At 64.9% G+C, this 19,185-nt stretch carries 22 protein-coding genes; 9 read left to right on the top strand and 13 right to left on the bottom strand.

Features of this window, described 5'->3' with window-relative positions; genetic code table 11:
- Nucleotides 1-275: 275 nt before the first annotated feature.
- Both GSQ89_RS19300 and GSQ89_RS19305 read right to left on the bottom strand, forming a co-directional pair.
- On the bottom strand, nt 276-1,514 hold the full coding sequence (locus GSQ89_RS19300) for a DDE-type integrase/transposase/recombinase (protein WP_158928194.1): 1,239 nt from the start codon (nt 1,512-1,514) through the stop codon (nt 276-278).
- A 264-nt stretch (nt 1,515-1,778) separates the two neighbouring features.
- A complete protein-coding gene (locus tag GSQ89_RS19305) occupies nt 1,779-2,723 on the bottom strand; it encodes a GlxA family transcriptional regulator (RefSeq protein ID WP_158928720.1) in 945 nt (314 codons plus the stop codon).
- A gap of 115 nt (nt 2,724-2,838) precedes the next feature.
- On the opposite strand from GSQ89_RS19305, the gene GSQ89_RS19310 reads away from it, so the two are divergent.
- Complete coding sequence (locus GSQ89_RS19310; protein WP_158928196.1) at nt 2,839-3,654, top strand: SDR family oxidoreductase; 816 nt, start codon at nt 2,839-2,841, stop codon at nt 3,652-3,654.
- Nucleotide 3,655: 1 nt separating this feature from the next.
- Nucleotides 3,656-4,036 carry a hypothetical protein gene (locus tag GSQ89_RS19315; protein ID WP_158928198.1) on the top strand — a complete coding sequence of 127 codons (381 nt, stop codon included), beginning with the start codon at nt 3,656-3,658 and terminating at the stop codon, nt 4,034-4,036.
- 50 nt (nt 4,037-4,086) lie between these two features.
- Here the strand turns inward: GSQ89_RS19315 and GSQ89_RS19320 are convergent, their stop codons facing one another.
- From GSQ89_RS19320 to GSQ89_RS19340, 5 genes are all read right to left on the bottom strand, one after another.
- Nucleotides 4,087-4,410: an NIPSNAP family protein gene (locus tag GSQ89_RS19320; protein ID WP_158928200.1), complete on the bottom strand. Its 324-nt coding sequence runs from the start codon at nt 4,408-4,410 to the stop codon at nt 4,087-4,089.
- A gap of 42 nt (nt 4,411-4,452) precedes the next feature.
- Nucleotides 4,453-4,947, bottom strand: coding sequence for a GAF domain-containing protein (locus GSQ89_RS19325; protein ID WP_158928202.1), 495 nt, complete (start codon nt 4,945-4,947; stop codon nt 4,453-4,455).
- A gap of 109 nt (nt 4,948-5,056) precedes the next feature.
- Nucleotides 5,057-5,464 carry a MarR family transcriptional regulator gene (locus tag GSQ89_RS19330; protein WP_158928204.1) on the bottom strand — a complete coding sequence of 136 codons (408 nt, stop codon included), beginning with the start codon at nt 5,462-5,464 and terminating at the stop codon, nt 5,057-5,059.
- A gap of 578 nt (nt 5,465-6,042) precedes the next feature.
- The gene (locus GSQ89_RS19335) at nt 6,043-7,344 is read right to left on the bottom strand and encodes a DNA polymerase IV (protein WP_158928722.1); all 1,302 of its coding nucleotides are present in this window, start codon (nt 7,342-7,344) and stop codon (nt 6,043-6,045) included.
- 1 nt (nt 7,345) lies between these two features.
- Nucleotides 7,346-8,245, bottom strand: a complete 900-nt coding sequence (locus GSQ89_RS19340) for an ROK family protein (RefSeq protein WP_158928206.1) — start codon at nt 8,243-8,245, stop codon at nt 7,346-7,348.
- Between the two features lie 263 nt (nt 8,246-8,508).
- Between GSQ89_RS19340 and GSQ89_RS19345 the strand changes: the two genes are divergently transcribed.
- The 4 genes from GSQ89_RS19345 to GSQ89_RS19360 all read left to right on the top strand — a co-directional run bounded on the left by GSQ89_RS19345 (nt 8,509) and on the right by GSQ89_RS19360 (nt 10,927).
- Entirely contained in the window at nt 8,509-8,760 is a 252-nt protein-coding gene (locus GSQ89_RS19345; protein WP_158928208.1) for a sulfurtransferase TusA family protein, read from the top strand.
- 1 nt (nt 8,761) lies between these two features.
- Entirely contained in the window at nt 8,762-9,694 is a 933-nt protein-coding gene (locus tag GSQ89_RS19350; protein ID WP_158928209.1) for a histone deacetylase family protein, read from the top strand.
- 250 nt (nt 9,695-9,944) lie between these two features.
- The gene (gene xseB, locus GSQ89_RS19355; RefSeq protein WP_158928210.1) at nt 9,945-10,178 is read left to right on the top strand and encodes an exodeoxyribonuclease VII small subunit; all 234 of its coding nucleotides are present in this window, start codon (nt 9,945-9,947) and stop codon (nt 10,176-10,178) included.
- On the top strand, nt 10,175-10,927 hold the full coding sequence (locus tag GSQ89_RS19360; RefSeq protein ID WP_158928724.1) for a TlyA family RNA methyltransferase: 753 nt from the start codon (nt 10,175-10,177) through the stop codon (nt 10,925-10,927). The genes xseB and GSQ89_RS19360 overlap by 4 nt, the downstream gene beginning before the upstream one ends.
- Nucleotides 10,928-11,154: 227 nt before the next feature.
- On the opposite strand, the gene GSQ89_RS19365 is transcribed toward GSQ89_RS19360, so the two are convergent.
- From GSQ89_RS19365 to GSQ89_RS19375, 3 genes are all read right to left on the bottom strand, one after another.
- Entirely contained in the window at nt 11,155-11,424 is a 270-nt protein-coding gene (locus tag GSQ89_RS19365) for an HU family DNA-binding protein (protein WP_158928211.1), read from the bottom strand.
- 188 nt (nt 11,425-11,612) lie between these two features.
- Nucleotides 11,613-11,780 carry a peptide chain release factor 1 gene (locus GSQ89_RS19370; protein ID WP_158928212.1) on the bottom strand — a complete coding sequence of 56 codons (168 nt, stop codon included), beginning with the start codon at nt 11,778-11,780 and terminating at the stop codon, nt 11,613-11,615.
- Between the two features lie 113 nt (nt 11,781-11,893).
- Nucleotides 11,894-13,111 carry a hypothetical protein gene (locus GSQ89_RS19375; protein WP_158928213.1) on the bottom strand — a complete coding sequence of 406 codons (1,218 nt, stop codon included), beginning with the start codon at nt 13,109-13,111 and terminating at the stop codon, nt 11,894-11,896.
- A gap of 212 nt (nt 13,112-13,323) precedes the next feature.
- On the opposite strand from GSQ89_RS19375, the gene GSQ89_RS19380 reads away from it, so the two are divergent.
- A complete protein-coding gene (locus tag GSQ89_RS19380) occupies nt 13,324-14,193 on the top strand; it encodes an SDR family NAD(P)-dependent oxidoreductase (protein ID WP_158928214.1) in 870 nt (289 codons plus the stop codon).
- Between the two features lie 374 nt (nt 14,194-14,567).
- Here the strand turns inward: GSQ89_RS19380 and GSQ89_RS19385 are convergent, their stop codons facing one another.
- The 3 genes from GSQ89_RS19385 to GSQ89_RS19395 all read right to left on the bottom strand — a co-directional run bounded on the left by GSQ89_RS19385 (nt 14,568) and on the right by GSQ89_RS19395 (nt 17,365).
- The gene (locus GSQ89_RS19385; protein ID WP_158928216.1) at nt 14,568-15,413 is read right to left on the bottom strand and encodes a TauD/TfdA family dioxygenase; all 846 of its coding nucleotides are present in this window, start codon (nt 15,411-15,413) and stop codon (nt 14,568-14,570) included.
- Nucleotides 15,414-15,512: 99 nt separating this feature from the next.
- Complete coding sequence (locus tag GSQ89_RS19390) at nt 15,513-16,751, bottom strand: MFS transporter (RefSeq protein WP_158928218.1); 1,239 nt, start codon at nt 16,749-16,751, stop codon at nt 15,513-15,515.
- Nucleotides 16,751-17,365, bottom strand: a complete 615-nt coding sequence (locus tag GSQ89_RS19395) for a TetR/AcrR family transcriptional regulator (protein WP_158928220.1) — start codon at nt 17,363-17,365, stop codon at nt 16,751-16,753. The genes GSQ89_RS19390 and GSQ89_RS19395 overlap by 1 nt, the downstream gene beginning before the upstream one ends.
- Nucleotides 17,366-17,651: 286 nt before the next feature.
- Here GSQ89_RS19395 and GSQ89_RS19400 point away from each other — a divergent pair, with 286 nt between their 5' ends.
- Both GSQ89_RS19400 and GSQ89_RS19405 read left to right on the top strand, forming a co-directional pair.
- A complete protein-coding gene (locus tag GSQ89_RS19400) occupies nt 17,652-18,245 on the top strand; it encodes a hypothetical protein (protein WP_158928222.1) in 594 nt (197 codons plus the stop codon).
- 127 nt (nt 18,246-18,372) lie between these two features.
- A complete protein-coding gene (locus GSQ89_RS19405; protein WP_158928224.1) occupies nt 18,373-19,002 on the top strand; it encodes a hypothetical protein in 630 nt (209 codons plus the stop codon).
- The last annotated feature ends 183 nt before the right edge of the window (nt 19,003-19,185 follow it).

Here is a 19,185-nt window from a genome sequence, read left to right on the forward strand (position 1 = left end):
CGTCATGGTGGGCGCAGGCCTCTACAACCGGGCACCTTGGTAACACTTCAGACCGGGCACATGGGTAACAGGTTTCCTGATTTGTTTGCACCAATTGTCGCGCATCCGGTTTCTTGGTTCGGCTGAAGCGGGCCGTTTCTTCGTCCCGGCCTAATGTCCCGCCGGCACAGGGTTCACCGCGGTCAAGGATGGCTTTCAAGCCACCGCCTCGGCGGCGCGTAGCGTCCTTGAGGGCGGCGAACCCTGTGCCAGGCTCGGCCAGGTTGGGTTCTGCCTCACGCCGCGGTTTCGGTGCTCGCGACCGGCGTCAGCCGGATCAATCCGGACCGTCTGATCTTGTTCGTCTCGGCATCCAGCGTCGCAAGATCGAAGTTACGGAACCGGATCGCCCAATGGCCGTCATCGCGCCGGGCCAAACCAATCATCTCCCCACGCAAGGCCTCCGAAACATAAACGGCTTCGTCCCGCCACCTGATGTTGCCAGAACTGCCAACCGGCCGGACATGATGGTCCGCCGGATAGTCCCACACCCGGATCGTCTCAGGATAGCGCCGGGCCGAAGACTGATACAGCTCCGCCGGGCACCGCTGTGCCAACGCCTCATGCGGCCGGTTGGCGTTGAAGTCATTCCGCCAAATATCGAATTTCGCCTGCTGCGCCACAACCGTCTTGGCTGGCGGGTGCGCCGTATCCTCACCCAGCGTGCGGTGCATCCGCTCGTGCCGTCCGTTCTGGTCCGGTCGCCCTGGCGCGATCCGGTCGGGCCAGATGTCCAGCTTCAACAGCCAGACCGAGAAACCCGTCAGCCCACCCAGCCCAGTGCGACTGGCAAACGGTGAGCCATTGTCGGTGCGCAGCGCGCGCGGCAAACCATGGCTGATGAACAACTCCGTCAGGATGGCTTTTACTTCCGCCGCCGTGGTTCTTGGCACGGCCCGGCACGCCAGAAGATAGCGGCTGTAGCCATCAGTCACGGTGAAAGGCTCACAGCGCACCCCATTGCCGGTGCGGAACCAACCCTTGAAATCCGCCGCCCAGCTCTCGTTGGGCGCCGTCGGCTCGATCTGCGGCCGGGCTCGCGAAGGTTCGTGTGATCGTCGAAGCCGCAGCTCCGAAAGTCCCTCACGTTTGAGAAGGTCGCCCACTGTGCTGGCAGCCGGCCACTTGATCCCCGGTTTATCCCGTTCCAGACGCGCCAAAAGCTTACGAGGGCCCCAGGTCGGGCGCACCTGACGCAACGCCAGCAGTGCGTCAGAGACATCCACCTCCATCATCGGCGACATGGTGTGACGTGCAGAACTTCGGTCCGCCAGCCCAGCCACCCCCAGCGCGCCGTAGCGGTGAAGCCATTTGTAGCCGGTCTTGCGGCTGATCGCGAACCGCAGGCACAGCGCGCTCATGGGTTCTTCGGCACGCAGGCACGCCGCAATAAAGCACAGACGCTGGTTCATCACACTCTCCACCGCCCACCCCATGGCTCGCTCCTCCAGACCAAAATCCAGAGTGTTACCCATGTGCCCGGTCTAAAGTGTTACCAATGTAGCCGGTCTGTACCACCCACCATCTACGCCTTTGTTTTCGCACGTAAAAACCGTTGAGGCTGCCTCTTGACCCGTCATGGCCCGGTGTCAGTCCGGGCCATCTGCCCCAGTAAGGGCGCCAGCCCAAACGGCTCGGACGCCGCTGGCCCAAGACAACGCTGGTCAACGAAGCCCCTCAACCCTACGCCGGACCACCGCCGCGATAGAACGCCCAATCACCCCACCAACCACAGCCCCTCAGACCATCGCCTCGGCACGCGCGTTGCGGCGAATCACCTGCGGCGGTTGACCGAACGCACGCAGGAACGCACGACGCATGCGATCCCGATCGGCAAACCCGGTTTCACGCGCAACGACGTCGATCGGATGACGCCCCTGTTCCATCATCAGCCGCGCGGCCTCGACGCGCAGGTTCTCCACCGCCTTGGCGGGCGACTGCCCGGTTTCAGCATGGAACGCCCGGCTGAACTGCCGCGGACTCAGATGCGCGGCCTTCGCCAGTTCCTCGACGGAAAGCGGCGTCCGCAGGTTCTTCTTCGCATAAGCCAGCGCGCTCTGAATCCGATCGGATTTGGGTTCCAGTTCCAGCAGCGCCGAATACTGCGACTGCCCACCCGCGCGCCGATGGTAGACCACCAGCTTCTTCGCGACGGACCGAGCCACGTCCGAACCCAGATCCTTCTCGACCATCGCCAGCGCCAGGTCGATGCCCGCGCTCATCCCCGCCGACGTCCAGACCGGGCCGTCGATGATGAAAATCCGGTCTTCCTCCACCCTGACATCGGGGAAACGCGCCTGCAGGTCCCGCGCGTGGAACCAATGTGTGGTCGCGCGCCGGTCGTCGAGCAGGCCAGCCTCGGCGAGAATGAACGCACCGGTGCAGATCGACCCGACCCGTCGGGATACCGGCGCCGTCTCGCGCAGGAAAGCAAGAAGACCGGGCGTCGATGGCGCGACCATCGTGCTGCCGAACACGATCAACGTGTCGAACGCCGCCTCATCAGGCACCGTCGTTTCGACCACAATCCCCACCGAGGAACGCACCGGACCGCCCGCTTCGGACAGCAGATGCACGTCGTAAACCGTGTCATCCGCCTCCAGGTTGGCAAACTCGAAAACCGAGACCGCGGCAAAGTCCATGATCTGGAAGCCGGGCGAAATGAGAAATCCGACCCGCTGCATGGTCATCCCCCTACGATGTCCTAAAACGTCGCTTATACGACATTTCGGTCAATGTCGAGGCTGACTAATTGTCTCCCCAACACCGCGGGCATCCCGTCCGCCAGGAGACAGCATCATGGCTTCCATCGAAAACAAGGGCACCGCCCTGGTCACCGGCGCCTCATCGGGCATCGGCGCCGTCTACGCCAACCGCCTCGCGCATCAGGGCTACGACCTGATCCTGGTCGCCCGCAACCGGGATCGGCTGCGTCAACTGGCCGACCGGCTGACCACCGAAACCGGCCGCTCCATCGAAATCGTCACCGCGGACCTGAACAACAAAGCCGACGTCGCCCGCGTCGAGACCGTCCTGCGCACCGACGCCAGCATCACCATGCTGGTCAACAACGCCGGCGTCGGCGCCACCGCGCCGCTGCTGCAGTCGGACATCGACAAGATGGATGAGATGATCGCGCTCAACGTCGGTGCGCTGACCCGTCTGACCTACGCCGTGGCCCCCGCGTTCGTCGCCCGCGGCCGCGGGACGATCATCAACATCGCCTCCGTCGTCGCGATCGCGCCTGAAATACTCAACGGCGTCTATGGTGCCAGCAAAGCCTTCGTGCTCGCCCTCAGCCAGTCGCTGCAACATGAGCTCGCCGACAAGGGTGTGCGCATCCAGGCGGTCCTGCCCGGGGCGACCGCCACCGAGTTCTGGGACATCGCCGGCCTGCCGGTCCACAACCTTCCCACCGCCTGGGTGATGTCCGCCGAAGACATGGTCGACGCCGCCCTGGCCGGGCTGGAACAGGGTGAGGTCGTTACAATCCCGGCGCTGCCCGACCAAACCGAATGGGACACGTTCGAGGCCGCTCGGCGGGCAATGTCCGGCCGGCTATCGAACGCCGCCCCGGCCGCCCGGTACAACGTTCGCCAACCAGCCGAGGCGTGACATGACGAACGCTACGACGGCAGCCGGCATCCTGGCAGCGGTCCTGGCGGCCGTTGCCCCGGCTGCATCCGCCACGCAGCCCGACCGGACGGTGCGCGAAGGCCAGGCCGTGGTGACTGAACTGAGCGCCACCACCTCGGCCGTCACCTATTGGGTCAGTCAGGCCGATGGTTGGCACGTGGTGACCACGGTGGACTCGGTGACAGGGCAGGGGGGCGATACGGAAAAGCATGCCGTGGTGCGTTTCGCCTCACTGCTGCTGCCAGGCCAATCGCAATTCGTCTCGGTCCCCTTTGCCGTCGGCCAGCAGCAACAGGTGCTGCGTATCCGCCGCCGCGGTGACAAGGTCGAGGCAGCGCTGGTCCCCAACCCCTCGAGTTGACCGCTATCCGGTGAGGAGGAGATCGTGTCCCGATCTCCTCCCTCCGGAAACTACCGGTTGATCGGCGCGAACGCCGCCGGTGTCATCAGGCTGTTCTTCTGGGCGATCAGATACCCAGCCTCGCCGTTCTTCTGCACGTACGCCTGCCACTCCGGATCGGCGGCCATCGCGGCCCGCTTGGTGGCCCGGTCGGCGGCATCCTTGTAAACCCAGATGTGGACATAGGTGTTTACTTCACCCGACTCCGTGATCAGCCAGGCCAGCGGTTGGCCCAGGTGCCGGGTCTGCGCCTTCAGGCCGAATTCCTGATACAGCGCCGCCTGCTTGGCCATGGTGCCCGGCTTCACGGTGTAGGTGCGATGATCGATGAGCATAGGTTCTCTCCCCTGTGGGCGCGCCGCGGACTCGCGACGCGATCAAACAGGCCGAACGGAGCCCAGGTGACGAACGATGATCGCCACCAATGCCTCGCAACCGGCCTGATCGAGCGCATCGAAGCGCGCCGGCAGCGGGCTGTCCAGGTCCAGTACGCCAATCAGGGTGTCGCCGCGCATCAGCGGCACCACCAGTTCGGAACGCGAGACCGAATCGCAGGCAATATGACCGGGAAATTCATGCACATCGGGCACCAGCACTGACTGGCGCCGTTCTGCGGATGTGCCGCAGACGCCTTTGCCCATGGCAATGCGAACACACGCCGGCTTGCCCTGGAACGGCCCCAGGACCAGTTCCCGCCCGCGCAACAGATAAAAACCCGCCCAGTTCAGCGAGGGCAGGCCATGATAGATCGCCGCCGCGGCATTGGCCAAATTGGCGGTGAAATCGCTCTCACCCGCCAGCAATCCGTCGATCTGACTGGCCAGGTCGTCGTACAACCCAGCCTTGCCATCATGTGATGGAAAATCGTTCATCCTCGCCCCCCTCTGTCACGGTCGCCGGCACGCCGCACCGGAACGATAATCCCGGACCGAAGCACCGTGGCAAGAGGCGGCCGGGCCGCGAATCGACGCGGCCCGAATGTCAGTGCGTCGCCCGAGCCGGTTCGCCGGCGCGTGCCCGGCCTGGTGCCGGTTCGGCGGAAATCCGCATGGTCGTCGCGGCGTCGCGCAGGATCGTCCGCATCTCCCGCAGGAACGCCATGCCGGTCGCGGTGCGTTGCACCAGGACACTGCGGCGATCCAGCGGATCGGTCTTCCGGCGCACCAGGTCGAACTCCGACAGGCGATCCAACGCCCGCGTGATCGCCGGCTTCGACACGCCCAGTTTTCCGGCTAGCCCACGGACGGTCTGCGCCTCGGTTTCCAGATAGCACGTCAGGAAAACACCAAGCTGTCGGGCGGACAGATCAGGACCGTCGCGGCGGACGAGCTCCACGATCGCGGTTCGCAGGATTCCGGCCAGACCGTCGCTAACTTCGTTTGTGATCATAATCCTATACCTTTCCTGTCAATAGGCGGCCAACCCCGGATCGAAGCGATGACCGTCATATGATAGATGTCACGTCATCGAGTTCGTGTCGCGTAACGAGGTAGTGTACCGCCGAGATTTGTTCCGTTTCGTCGATTATATTTCCGTAACAATACTGATATATGACGCGATGTAACTTCGTATCGACCTTTGTAACTGTCGCGCCGGCCGCGCGCCGCGTGGTGGCCCGCATCGGCGCGAGGCCGGCCCCGATCGCGGTCGCTCGTGCCGATTTTGGCGATTTTACCGTGTGTTTTTGATGATTTTGACGCACGCCAACCCGGCTGGGGATCGGTCTCTCGACACGCGGATCGCCGATGGCGTGACACACGTTCAACCCGGCGGTGATGGGAGCGGAAAATTACAATTGTAATCCAGTGTCGCCGATATGAAGAAAATTTCATCAATTAAGACACGCCATGCGGCCGCTCGGGCAATCATGGCTTAGTATTCACGAACACGACCCGGTAAAAACACGCCTGAAATGCCCATGACACGAGTCGTTTCGGCGACTCCGATCCGCCAGCCGGAACGGTCAGTTAACGCAGCGAACGGCCGCGGGCGATCGCACTTTCGCCGAAACGCCCGCGCAGCACATCGATCGCCGCCTGCGCCGCCGCCCGCCTGGGCGTGCCGGGATCGGCCAGGTCGCCAAGATCCGCGGTCGAAGCGGGGACAAGCGGGTTCGCGCCGATCCCGATCAGGCGAAATTCAGCGCCCGTGGCCTCCTTCACCAACAGGGAGCGGGCCAGATCGAACAGCCGGTCGGGCAGGACCGTGGGGCTGGGCAGCCGGGCCGCGCGCGTACGCACGGCAAACCGCGACGTCTTCAGCTTCAGCACCACGCCGCCCGCGGCCAGTTCGTGGTCTTTCAGGCGCCGCGCCAGCTTCTCGCACATCCGCCACAGGGGGCGTTCCAGGTCCATGACGGCCGACAAATCGCGGTCGAAAGTGGTCTCCGCGCTGATCGACTTGGTTTCCCGCGACGGATCGACCACGCGCGCGTCTTCCCCCCGCGCCCGCCGGACCAGGCCAGGTCCGTCATCCCCGAGCTTTCGTAACGCATCGCGGTCCGGCAGTGCCTGCAACTGCCCCAGACGGGTGATCCCCAGCGTTTCCAGTTTCCGCGCCAGGGCGGCCCCAACGCCGGGCAGCAGGCGAACGGATTCCGGCGCCAGCAGCGCGGCGGCTTCCTCCGAACCGATCACCGTGAATCCGCGCGGCTTGCCCCGGCCGGCGGCGATCTTCGCCATCAACCTATTCGCCGCCAGGCCGATCGAAACACTGATGCCGACCTGCTGTTCCACCGCGTTGGCGAAGCGTGCCAGCACGACGGCGGGCGCCGCGCCATGCAGCGCCTGGGTACCCGCCAGGTCCAACACGGCTTCATCGATCGACAAAGGCTGTACCAGCGGAGTCAGTTCATTCATCAACGCCCGCACCTGGCGGGAGGCAGCACTGTATTTGGCGAAATCCGGCTTGATGACGACCGCATCGGGGCAGGCTTTCAGCGCCTTGAACATCGGCATGGCGCTTTTCACGCCGTAGATGCGGGCGACATAGCAGGCGGCGGTGACCACGCCCCGCACGCCACCGCCGACGATCACCGGGCGTGCCCGAAGCTCCGGCCGGTCGCGCTTCTCGACGCTGGCATAGAACGCATCGCAATCGACATGGGCGATGGTCAGGCTGAACAGCGCGGGATGACGGACCAGCCGCCCGCCACCGCAGTTCGGACAGCGGGATGAAGTCGTGTCGGCGACACGCGGCGATGTCGTGTCCGCGACGCGCGGCAAAATCGTGTCCGCAACCAGGCAGCAGTCGCGGCACAGGGCGGACATGTCAGGCGGCGGGCCACAGCCAGGCGGCACCGCGCACGCCGGACGAGTCGCCATGCTTGTTCCGCAGCACCGGAGTCGCGATCACGTCGCTGAACGCATGCACCGGAATCAGCCGCGGCAACGCCACATACAGATGATCCATGTTGGACAGTCCGCCGCCCAGGACGATGGCATCGGGATCGAGCAGGTTGATCACCACAGCCAGCCCACGCGCCAGCCGGTCGGCATGCCGCTCCAGCGCATCCATCGCCGCTCGGTCCCCCCCGGCGGCGCGATCCGGCAACCCACTGGCGTCATGCGCCCCGGGCCCGTCGCAGTCGCGCGCCAGCGCCGGCCCCGCGACATAGGATTCCAGGCAGCCATGCTTGCCGCACCAGCACAAATGCCCCGGCACCTCCAGCCCACGCGGCCAGGGCAGGGGGGTATGGCCCCATTCGCCGGCGACCCGGTGCGGTCCCTGATGCACCTTGCCATGCATCACGATGCCCCCGCCGCAGCCGGTGCCCAGGATCACCCCGAACACCACCCCGAGTCCCGCGCCGGCGCCATCGGTGGCCTCGCTGAGGGCGAAACAGTTCGCATCGTTTTCGACCCGCACCTCACGGTCCAGGGCCACGCCCATGTCATGGTCGAACCGGTGTCCGTTCAGCGCGATGGAATTGGCGTTCTTGACCAGTCCGGTGGCGGGGCTGATCACCCCCGGAATGCCAATCCCGACCGAGGCGCTGACACCCAGCCGCGATTCGCACGCGCGCACCAGGCCCGCGATCGCTGCCACGGTTTCCTGATAGCCGGACGGGGTCGAAATCCGCTGGCGCAAGACCGCGGCACCATCGGGACCGAGGACCATTATCTCGATCTTGGTGCCACCCAGGTCGATGCCGATTCGGTGTTGGCTCATGATGTCCATCTGACGCTGTCACCCGTCACGCCGGGCCTGCCCGAACCATCACGGGGCGACATCATGCCGCCGCCCACGGGCCGGACTCAAGCCTCATACCAGTCCGCCGAACGACTGACACGTTGACGCCGGCCTTTCACCGTCATGGTGGGCGAAGGCCCGCCATCCATGCCTTTGGTTGGAACGGCAAGCGGTGTGGGTGCCGACCTCGACACGGATCGGCCTCACTTGCCCAATCGCCCCGTCGTACGCATGTTGCCGGCATGAGCGAGACCCTGCTTGACGTCAAAGGCATGAACTGCCCGCTGCCGGTGCTGAAAGCCAACCGCACGCTACGCGGCATGACGGGCGGCCAGCGCCTGCGTGTCCTGGCGACGGATCGCGCCGCGGTCGCCGATTTTCAGGCGTTCTGTCGCGAAACCGGTCACGCCCTGCTGGCGTGGAGTGAGGAAGCCGGCGTATTCAGCTTCGTGATCCGCCGACGCATCGACGATCCTGACAAGAAGGGTAGCTGACGTGACCACCGCGTTGATCACCCATCCGGCGTGCCTGGAGCACGACACCGGCCCCTATCACCCCGAGACCTCCGAACGCCTCCGCGCCGTGCTGGCCGCGCTGGAGGCGCCGGAATTCGCCGACCTGCTGCGTGAATCCGCACCCATGGCCACCGTCGAGCAACTCAGCCGCGTACACCCCCGCGCCTACGTCGACGCGATCCTGGCGATCCGTCCGGAGGAGGGGGAGCCGGTCCAACTCGATGGCGACACCGTCATGAGCAACGGCAGCGCCGAAGCCGCCGCCCGCGCCGCCGGCGCCGCCTGCATGGCGGTGGACGCGGTGATGGAGGGCTGGGCCCGCGCCGCCTTCGCCGCCGTCCGGCCGCCCGGCCACCACGCCGAACCGAACCGCCCGATGGGCTTCTGCCTGTTCAACAACGTGGCCGTCGCGGCCCTGCACGCCCGAGTCCGCTGGGGCATCAAGCGCATCGCCGTGGTCGATTTCGATGTCCACCACGGCAACGGCACGCAGGCGATGTTCACCGACGACCCCGACCTGTTCTACGCATCGTCCCACCAAAGCCCGTGCTACCCCGGCACCGGCGAATCGTGGGAACACGGCGTGGCCGACAACATCGTCAACGCCCCGCTGCACCCCCGCGACGGCAGCGCCGCCTTCCGCGCCGCCTGGTCGAACGTCATCCTGCCCGCTCTGGACACATTCGCGCCGAACCTGCTGATTATCTCCGCCGGCTTCGACGCCCACATCGCCGATCCGCTGGCGCAACTACGGCTGGAAACGACGGATTTCGCCTGGATCACCAACGAACTGATCGCCGTCGCCGACAAACACTGCGGCGGCCGCGTGGTTTCCGTCCTGGAAGGCGGCTACGACCTGCAAGCCCTGGCCGCCTCCGCCGCCGTGCACGTGCGCGGGCTTATGCGGGTGTGAGAAGAAGGCGAGGGCTCTGCCCTCGACCCGCGTCATGCGAAGCGTGCATGCGCACGACGGGCCATTGGCCCTTCGATCCCATTCATGGAAGGGATTTGGGGGAAAGGGGGCGACCGTGCCGATTGCAACGCCCAAGTAGCCCCCTTTCCCCCAAATCCCTTATAAGCGGTTCCAAGGGCCGCCGGCCCTTGGCCGGGTCGAGGGGCAGCGCCCCTCGCCTTCCTCTCCCACACTGCAAAGGCCCGTGCCCATGCCGGAAGACGATGTAGCCCAGTTGTCGTTCGAGGATGCGTTGGCGGAGCTCGACCAGATCGTGCGGGGGCTAGAGGGCGGCACGCTGAAGCTGGATGCCGCAGTGCAGGCCTTCGAGCGCGGCGTCAAGCTGCGCCGCCACTGCGAGGCCAAGCTGGCCGAGGTCGAGGCGAGGGTAGAGGCGCTGGTGCAGCGCACCGACGGCTCGCTGGGAACCAGGCCGCTGGAATAGTGAAGCAGCGTGCCGACCAGATGCTGGTGCTGCGGGGACTGGTGGAAAGCCGGACCCGTGCGCAGGCGCTGATTCTGGCTGGGAAGGTGTTCTCCGGCGAACGGCGGGTTGGCAAGGCCGGTGACATGCTGGCCGAGGGTGTACCGTTGGAGGTGCGTGGTCAGGACCATCCCTGGGTCTCGCGCGGCGGTTTGAAGCTGGCGCACGGCCTGGCGCATTTCGGGTTTTCCCCGGCGGGACGGATTTGCCTTGATGTCGGGGCCTCGACGGGCGGCTTTACCGATGTGCTGCTGGCGAACGGCGCGGCAAAAGTCCACGCGGTGGATGTCGGTCACGGCCAGCTCGCCTGGAAGCTGCGCTGCGACGAACGGGTCACGGTGCACGAGAAAACCAATGCCCGCTATCTGGACCGCGCGGCGGTGCCCGATCCGATCGGCGCGCTGGTCTGCGATGCCAGCTTCATCGGATTGGCGACGGTGCTGCCCGCGCCGCTGGCGTTATGTGTCGCCGGCGCCTGGGCGATCGTGCTGATCAAGCCGCAGTTCGAGGCCGGGGCCGCTTTCGTCGGCGGCAAGGGCGTGGTGCGCGATCCCGCCGTGCATCAGGCTGTGTGCGACCGAGTAACGCAATGGTGGTCCAGCCTACCCGGCTGGACAGTAACCGGCATAGCCGAAAGCCCCATTACCGGACCCGAAGGAAACAAGGAATTCTTGCTGGGCGCGACTTTTACTTCACAGAATACCGGTTGATACCAGTTGGCGTACCGGCCGCCTCTTGATTTGTCACGCTCTCGATTCGTCATAGCCGGCACTCATTATTCGTCCTAGCCGGCACTCATTATTCGTCATCGCCGGCACTCGTTGTTCGTCATGGCCCGGCGCCAGTCCGGGCCATCTGACCCCGCACATGACCGCAACGGATGGCCCGGACTAGTGCCGAACCATGGCGAGGCTGCCAATGCCAACGGTCGTTGGTGTCAGACCGATTTCTTCAGAACCGGCGACGCCTTGAAACGAACGGTCTTCCCCGCCTTAACCTTGATCGACTCGCCCGTCCGCGGGTTAAGCGCCTTGCGGGCCTTCGTCTTGCGCACCGTGAACGTGCCAAAGCTGGGAAGCGTGAATTTCCCGGACTTCTTCATCTCCTTGACGATCGCATCGATCAGATCATTCGTCGCGCGATTCGCCGCCGCACCGGTCACCTCGGTCGAGCCCTGCAAGACCTTTGAAATAAACGCTTTTGACATCTACGTTCCTTAGAGTTCCGAGATCAATCGATGCGTTGACCCCACCAAGGACCGCCTTGTGCTACCGATTCGCACAGTTCGTCAACAAATTTGGACGTCACGAAATGAATCTGTTGGCGTGGCCGCAAGGGATTTTATCCGGACACACCATTTCCACTGCTGAGCGCTGGGACAAATGACGGCTCGGCCTACCGCTTCACGCCTCCGGTCATCGCCGACCGGTCGCCCGCCGGCATCGGTTGACGGGCAACATCCGCCAGCAAAGACCATATCCGATCCGGCTGCATCGGCACGTCAGGGTCGTTCAACAGCCGCTCAAGTTCGTCAAGTTTATGGCAATATTCCGCGGTAGACATATACGCATCCCCTCAAAACACACGACGACAGCATCTCGCCCGCAAAAATGGCGATGCCGTGGCCTGATCGTGGATATGAGTTGGCACCTCGGCGTTTCGTATTGCCCGGCCGATCACACTGACGACATCACCGCCGGCGCCAGCGCGGCAAACCCGGCCGCGGGATGCCTCGGATTGCGGAAGCGCAGCTCACCGCCGGGGGCGGCATCGGGCTCAGCCACGCCGAACAGTTCCAGCCGGGAGACGAAGCTGATCGCCACCACCGGCTGGCCCGCGGGGTCGGTCATGAACTGGCGAGCCTCGCCCTCCAGCTCCAAACGCTCCCGCAAGCCGCGCCACTCCAGCCGGTCGGTGTCCTCGACGAAAACCGACAGGATACCAGGCCGCTCACCGGTCAACCGCGTCGGGGCCAGCGTGGCCAGGCGCCGGCGGATGGCGACCGCGACCTCGTTCTCCTGGCCCGCTCGGGCGGCCATCACGAAGATGCCATGGCCGGCCGTCGTCACCGACAAATGCGCCTCCGGCCCGAATTCCCGCCGCAGCGAGGAAATCAGGCCCATGTCCTCGGCCTGCGCACCCGCCAGCAGCAACGGATCCAGCCGCAACACGATCGCCTCGTCGTGATCATGCCGAGCGCTGGTTTTCAGCATCGCCCTGATGCGCAGATGCAGTTGGGACAAGGTCTCGCTGTCAGGGTCGGAGGCATGCAATCCCCCCCGCAAACCCAGCGGCAAGGTCATCTTCAGCAAATAACGGCCGGGGTGGGCGGCAAGCCAGGTCTGCAGGTCCGGATCGATCCGGTCGGCGAGGCGGAACCAGGCCCCGCGATGCACCCCACGGCCTTCCTCGGCGGTCACGACATCGCACGCCACCTCGGCCTCGATCCGATCGCGGTGCAACAGCAGATCGTGCGGCGTGCCGTCCTCCAGCCCGGAAAACGTAACGGTGAAACCGCGAGACCGCTGCAGCGAGGCGGTGCGCACCAGGTGAAAGACCGGGATCAGGGTGTTCTGCCCGCTGAGTCCGGACCGAAGCTGCTCGACCAACCGGTCACGCCCTCTGGGCGACAGGTCCGCGCCGACCCGCGCGATTTCCACGGCAATGCGCCCCAGCAGCCGTTCCGCGGCGGATGGTTTGACACCGGGGTTGTTGCGCAGCTTCTCCAGGCTGAGTTCCACGCCATGACGCTGGCGGACCGCCTGGCCGGCGCGCGGACCGGACGCGGCGAGGTCACGGATTTCCGTCAGCCGTGCCAGCCACCGCCGCACACCGACCAGGCCGAGAAACGGGCCCAGTCCGGGAAAACCCTGGTTCGAGGATTGGGGAGACATTGTGGATTGCATCACGATAACGAGACCCGCATTGATGCCTCATTATTCCCGACCGTCAAGCTAGGTTATTGCGCAATGCGGCATCACGGGTGCGTGAGGTTCGGAACCCTGCCGGGCCGGCCACGAGTCACCGTCCTGGCCCGGCGGTTGCCAGCCGCCAGGAACGCGGGGAACCGCCGTTCCCCGGCAGAATTCGGTTTATGGGACAGGACATGGCGAACGCGAGCGAACTCAATCAGATTGCCGTCGCCACCGAAGGTGCGCGCGCTGCGATCGCCACCGAAGGTGCGCGCGTTGCCGTCGTGACCGGCGCCGCGCGCGGCATCGGCCTCGCCATCGTCCAGTGGTTCCTGGCCCACGGCTACAACGTTGCCCTGCTCGACATCGACCGAACCACGCTTGCCGCCACCCAGTCCGCACTGACGCCGCGCGAGCGGCTTCTGACCCTGCCGTGCGACGTGTCCAACCCCGCCGAGGTCGAATCCACCGCCGCAACGGTCATAGCGAAATGGGGCCGGGTCGACGCCCTGGTGAACAACGCCGGTGTGGCCGTGTTCAAGCCGGCCCTGGAAACCTCGTTCGAGGAATGGCGCCACGTCCTCGGCACCAACCTCGACGGCACCTTCCTCTGCACCCAGGCCTTTGGCGCGATCATGAAGACGCAGCGCAGCGGCGCGATCGTGAACATCGCCTCGATCTCCGGCCTGCGCGCCAGCACCCTGCGCGTGGCCTACGGCACCAGCAAAGCCGCGATCATCCACCTGACGAAACAATATGCCGCGGAGCTCGGCAATTACGGCGTCCGGGTGAACGCGGTCTGCCCCGGCCCGGTGGAAACCGAGATGGCCAAACTGGTCCACACCCCCGCCATCCGCTCCGACTACTACGACGCCATCCCGCTCGGTCGTTACGGCACCCCAGAGGAAATGGCCAACGTGGTCGGCTTCCTGTGCAGCAAGGAAGCGAGCTACGTGAACGGCCAGTCCCTGGCAAACGACGGCGGCTTCGACGCGGTAGGCGTCGGCCTCCCAACATTCCGCCGCGACGAGGGCATCAACCGCATCGGCGACGACACGCCCTAAACGAAACAGCCCCCGAAGTCAGCAACCAGCTTTTGCTTCATCACGACCCGACGCCTCTTGCTTCGCCACGACCCGGCGTATTTTGCTTCGCCACGACCCGGCGCCTCTTGCTTCGTCACGACCCGACGCCTCTTGCTTCGCCACGACCCGACGCCTCTTGCTTCGTCACGACCCGGCGCCTCTTGCTTCGTCATGACCCGGCGTATCTTGCTTCGTCATGGCCCGGCGTCCGTTAATTCGTCATGGCCCGGCGAAGTCCGGGCCATCCGATCCAACACCTTACTGGGTCAGACAGCCCGGACGTCCCATACGGACCGAAGACGGCCACCGCCTGAAAACAGGGTCGCATGCAGTCGTGGACGTACACCACCCCATCAGGCAACCGCGTCACCGCAAATCTGCGTCCGCCGCATGATCCGGCGGAACGGGCCGGCATCATGCACCGCCAGATGCTTGGTGCAGCGATTGTCCCAGAACGCGATCGAACCGTTCGCCCAGCGGAACCGGCATGTCAGTTCCGGCCGATGCCCATGTTCCAGCAGATAATCCAGCAGCGGTTTGCTCTCCGCCTCCGTCCAGCCCTCGAAACCAACAGTATAGGAACGGTTGACGAACAGCAGCTTCCGCCCGGTTTCCGGATGCGTACGCACAACGGGATGGACACTGATCGTTTCGCGCCAGTCAGCATCCTCCCGCACCTTGGTCGATCGTTGAGCATTCATTCCGGCCTGCGGACCGGCAACCATGCGGTCGCTATGCACCGCCCGCATACCGTCCAACGTCCGCTTCAATCCGTCCGACAGCGTATCATACGCGAGATACTGATTGGCGAACATCGTATCCCCGCCATAAGGCGGCACTTCGATGGCATACAGAATAGCACCCATCGGCGGCTCCGCCGACATCGTCGTATCGGTATGCCAGTCCTCCCCAACGATCTTCTTGTCGCCGGGCTCGCGCTTGATATCCACGATCTCCGGATCGGCGCTGACCCCCTTGTAGTTGGGATGGACGAAAATCTCGCCAAACCGCCGGGTAAACGCCTTGTGCCGCGCGACGTCCAACGTCTGGTCGCGAAAGAAGATCACGCCGTAATCCAGCAGGGCCTGGCGAATGTCGCCGATCACCGCATCGTCCAGGTCCTGCGCGACATCGACGCCGCCAATCTCGGCGCCCAGCGCCCCGGCGATCGGCATGACCTCTATATGACTGTTTCTCATCCGCGATCTCCTCTATGCGGAGACGTTGACCCTGACAGACAGGTGGGTCAAGCGGCCCGGCCCGGAGGACACGTCCCTCCGGCAACCCGCGTCGCACCCTCACTTCGCGGCGAGGCGACCAAGATCCGGCCCCCCCGAAATTTCCCGCGGTGCCGCGGGCTTGAACGTCAACATGATCACCGCGGCCCCAAGCCCGAGCAGGACGGAAACAATATACAGCCGTCCGTAACTGCCATAGCGATCGAAAATCAGGCCGCCGGCCAGCGGCCCCAAAGCCATGCCCAGGCTCGACGCCATGGACGCCGCGCCGACGACGGTGCCGATGATCGACAGCGGGAAATTCTCGCGCATCAGCACCGCGTACAGCGGCATCACGCCCGCATAGGCGAACCCGAAGACCATCGCGACCGAATAGAATTCAAGCTGCTCACGCGCGAAGAAATAGCAGCCGACCGCCGCCGCTTGCAGCAGCAACCCGGAGACGAATGTCCGCTTTGCCCCGAACCGATCGCCCAGCAAACCGAACGCGATCCGCCCGGCCAAACCGGAAAGCCCCTCGACGCTGTAGATAGACACCGCCGCGGTGACCGACAGGCCGCAGGTGATCGCATAACTGACAGTGTGGAACAGAGGACCGGAGTGAGTCGCGCAACACAGGAAAAACGTCCCGGCAAGCACGGCGAATTGCGGCGACGTCAACGCGGCCCGCACGGTCATGGGTGACTCGGCCGCACGACGTGCCGTGGCGCCCGACAGGGCAGGGGCGCGGCGCACCAGGAAAGCTGCCGGCAGCAACGCCACCCAGACCGCGATACCGATCAGCAGTTGCGCGAAACGCCAATCGTACGTCGAAACCAACATGGCCGCGATCGGCGCCACCGTCATGGGCGCCACACCCATACCGGCCGACACCAGTGAGACCGCCAGGCTGCGATGGCGGTCGAACCATCCGGTGACCGTCGCCATCAGCGGCGCGAAAATGGCGCCTCCGCCCACCCCCACCAGAACCCCATAGCAAAACTGGAATTCCTCCACGCTCGACGATCGGCTTGCCAGCACCAGGCCCAGGCCCAGGACACAGCTTCCGGTCAGCAGAACGATACGCGGCCCGAACCGGTCCATCATCATGCCCCAGCCGAAACTGGCAACGCCCATCGCGAGGAAATTAAACGTCATCGCCAACGAAATCGCGGTGCGCGACCAACCCGTCGCGGCGGACATCGGCTGCAGGAACACCGGCAGCGAGAAAATCGAGCCGATCGCGATACAACCCATGAACGCGCCGGCAGCGACAATGACCCAACGGTATCCATCGGATTTTTCCGGAGCGGTTGTCATCACGTTTCCTTCCGTTCCACAGTGCTTGATTGACCGAACAGCATCTCAAGATAGCGCCGCAAATGCGCCAGGCAGTCGCGGGCGACCGCCGCACTTTGTGTCGCCTTCGCAAAAATGAACGAGCCTTGCAGGACAGACTGCATAAAGGTGCCGACACTCTCGGCGGTCCATTCGGCAGTCGGGCAATAAAGCTGCCTGGCGAGCGCCAGGTCGCGCGTCAGTTCGCCGATATGGCTGGACAGGCCACGCTCGCAGGCGTTTCGAATATCCGGGTGCGTGTCATAGGTTTCCTGCACCAACGTGCCCAGCAGACAAGTATAGTCCCACAACGCGCCGGACAGGATGGAAACGCGAAAATCCACATATCCCAGCACCCGTTCAAGCGGGTCCGCGGCCTGGTGATAAGGCGCCGCAGCAAACAGTCCGGCGGCCATGGTCGAAAAATGCCCGACCGCCGCCAGCGCGAGACCATCCTTGCTCTTGAAGTAATGAAAGAAGCTACCCTTGGAGACACCGGCCGTCGCACACAGATCGTCCACCGTCGTTGCCGCGTAACCCTTCGTTCGGATAACACGCACCGCCGCCTCCAGAAGTCGTGTCTTCGTGTCTGGCATCGTTTGCAGGACCAACGGATCACCCCTTACCGGCCGCCGTTGAGGCCGCCCCTGAATTCGTCATGGCCCGGCGTCAGTCCGGGCATCCGCCCCAGTAAGATGCTGGGTCGGACACCCCGGACGCCGCTGACCCAAGACGAGCCTGATGTGTCAACGTCAACGGCGGCTGATATTACCGGTCGATCGACACTAGACCAACTGGTCGGTCTAGTGTCAAGCAAGAAAAATCACCCTCCAGCAACCCACGTTCCTTTGGCCGGGATCGCGCCGATGCTAGGGTTCGCCCATGTTCTCGATCCTGAGCGAACGACTGGCAGGCCTACGCCGACGCTACGCCGAACCGCACCGGGCGTATCACGGCCAGGCTCACATCGACGCTCTGCTGGCGGGTCTAGCCGACCAAGGCGGCCACATCGCGAACAAGGCCGCCACCGAACTCGCCATCTGGTACCACGACGCGATCTACGACCCCGCCGCCACCGACAACGAAGCCCGCAGCGCCACCCTTCTGACCACCGAGATGCACGGCCTGGCCTGCCCCTCGCTCATCAGCGCGACGCGGCACATGATCCTGGCGACCGCCAGCCACGAACTGCCGCCAGACCTGTCCGACACCCTCCGCAACGACACCGCCACCTTCCTCGATCTCGACATGGCCGTGCTCGGTGCTGCCCCCGCCGATTACGACGCCTATGAAATGGGGATCGCCGCCGAATACATCCCGGTCCACGGCCCTGACAATTTTCGCACCGGCCGAGCCACATTCCTGCGCGCCATGCTGATCCGCGAACGGCTGTTTCACACCGAACGCTTCCACCATCGCCTCGACGCCGCGGCACGCGCCAACCTGCGAAGAGGGCTGCTGGCTCTTGACGCCTGACAACACAAACCCACTCCCCAGCGACCCGTACTGCGCCTGGATCGCCCAGGCGCGCCATCTTCACGCATTCACCTGCGATGCGGTGTTCCGGATTGAACCAAGCTTTTATATCGGGCCGGACAACGGCATGACCTCGGACGAGTGGCAAACGGCGAACGTCAGGCTGCCGCAACCCGACCTACCCCGCCAGTTTGCCAACCAGGTGACCACGGCGGAGTTACTCGATCACGAGGACGCCCTGATCGCCCACTACCGCCGGATCGTCGAGACCGCCCAACAGCACGGCAAGGCGGCATCGCTGCAACCGTTCCCGTATTTCCGCACCGAACCCGCGATCGTCGCCGGCAATCAGGTCCTGACCGAATTCGCCTGGAACGACGACATCCACGAAACCCGAACGGTCCTCGAAATCCTGGCCGAATCCGGAAACGGCCCGCCCCGCCTGCTGCATGACGACCAGGACCAGGGCTGGCGCATCCTGATCGCCGCCACGGATGCCGTCACCTGCTTCATCGAGTGGGATGCCGAAGGGCCGCCTCCAAGCACCGGGGGCTACGCCGTCGAAGCGGCGGAACTGGCACGGCAGGCAGGCGCCGCGCTGGCACGCCTGCGGATCATCCATGCCCGCCTGGTGCAAGCGCTCGGCCGGGACCACTGGACCTACCATCGCCCGCCGCCTCCGGCCCCGCCGGCGAACCGCATTCGCTCCGCCATCGGCCGGCTGTTCGCGACCAACACGCGCCCCAAATCCGGCTGACCCACCAGAAGCACTGCTTCGGTCCAAACCGAAGCACACGACACGGAACGCCGGCCCGTTCGCGGGGCCACCAGGCATGATACCATGGGGGGATGCCATCATCCCCCGATTCGCCGATCGTGCTACAGGTCCTGCCGTCTCTCGTCACCGGCGGGGTGGAACGCGGCACCGTCGAAATGGCCC

It is taken from the genome of Acidisphaera sp. S103 (assembly GCF_009765975.1).
In the GTDB taxonomy this organism is placed as follows: domain Bacteria; phylum Pseudomonadota; class Alphaproteobacteria; order Acetobacterales; family Acetobacteraceae; genus Rhodopila.

Excerpts from the sequence above, each read along its gene's own strand:
- GSQ89_RS19365 (WP_158928211.1), bottom strand. The coding sequence starts at position 11,424 with ATGTCAAAAGCGTTTATTTCAAAGGTCTTGCAGGGCTCGACCGAGGTG.
- GSQ89_RS19385 (WP_158928216.1), bottom strand. The coding sequence starts at position 15,413 with ATGAGAAACAGTCATATAGAGGTCATGCCGATCGCCGGGGCGCTGGGC.
- GSQ89_RS19400 (WP_158928222.1), top strand. The coding sequence starts at position 17,652 with ATGTTCTCGATCCTGAGCGAACGACTGGCAGGCCTACGCCGACGCTAC.
- GSQ89_RS19380 (WP_158928214.1), top strand. The coding sequence starts at position 13,324 with ATGGCGAACGCGAGCGAACTCAATCAGATTGCCGTCGCCACCGAAGGT.
- GSQ89_RS19305 (WP_158928720.1), bottom strand. The coding sequence starts at position 2,723 with ATGCAGCGGGTCGGATTTCTCATTTCGCCCGGCTTCCAGATCATGGAC.
- GSQ89_RS19310 (WP_158928196.1), top strand. The coding sequence starts at position 2,839 with ATGGCTTCCATCGAAAACAAGGGCACCGCCCTGGTCACCGGCGCCTCA.
- GSQ89_RS19300 (WP_158928194.1), bottom strand. The coding sequence starts at position 1,514 with ATGGGTAACACTCTGGATTTTGGTCTGGAGGAGCGAGCCATGGGGTGG.
- GSQ89_RS19315 (WP_158928198.1), top strand. The coding sequence starts at position 3,656 with ATGACGAACGCTACGACGGCAGCCGGCATCCTGGCAGCGGTCCTGGCG.
- xseB (WP_158928210.1), top strand. The coding sequence starts at position 9,945 with ATGCCGGAAGACGATGTAGCCCAGTTGTCGTTCGAGGATGCGTTGGCG.
- GSQ89_RS19335 (WP_158928722.1), bottom strand. The coding sequence starts at position 7,344 with ATGTCCGCCCTGTGCCGCGACTGCTGCCTGGTTGCGGACACGATTTTG.
- GSQ89_RS19320 (WP_158928200.1), bottom strand. The coding sequence starts at position 4,410 with ATGCTCATCGATCATCGCACCTACACCGTGAAGCCGGGCACCATGGCC.
- GSQ89_RS19405 (WP_158928224.1), top strand. The coding sequence starts at position 18,373 with ATGACCTCGGACGAGTGGCAAACGGCGAACGTCAGGCTGCCGCAACCC.
- GSQ89_RS19375 (WP_158928213.1), bottom strand. The coding sequence starts at position 13,111 with ATGTCTCCCCAATCCTCGAACCAGGGTTTTCCCGGACTGGGCCCGTTT.
- GSQ89_RS19325 (WP_158928202.1), bottom strand. The coding sequence starts at position 4,947 with ATGAACGATTTTCCATCACATGATGGCAAGGCTGGGTTGTACGACGAC.
- GSQ89_RS19340 (WP_158928206.1), bottom strand. The coding sequence starts at position 8,245 with ATGAGCCAACACCGAATCGGCATCGACCTGGGTGGCACCAAGATCGAG.
- GSQ89_RS19330 (WP_158928204.1), bottom strand. The coding sequence starts at position 5,464 with ATGATCACAAACGAAGTTAGCGACGGTCTGGCCGGAATCCTGCGAACC.
- GSQ89_RS19390 (WP_158928218.1), bottom strand. The coding sequence starts at position 16,751 with ATGACAACCGCTCCGGAAAAATCCGATGGATACCGTTGGGTCATTGTC.
- GSQ89_RS19345 (WP_158928208.1), top strand. The coding sequence starts at position 8,509 with ATGAGCGAGACCCTGCTTGACGTCAAAGGCATGAACTGCCCGCTGCCG.
- GSQ89_RS19395 (WP_158928220.1), bottom strand. The coding sequence starts at position 17,365 with ATGCCAGACACGAAGACACGACTTCTGGAGGCGGCGGTGCGTGTTATC.
- GSQ89_RS19370 (WP_158928212.1), bottom strand. The coding sequence starts at position 11,780 with ATGTCTACCGCGGAATATTGCCATAAACTTGACGAACTTGAGCGGCTG.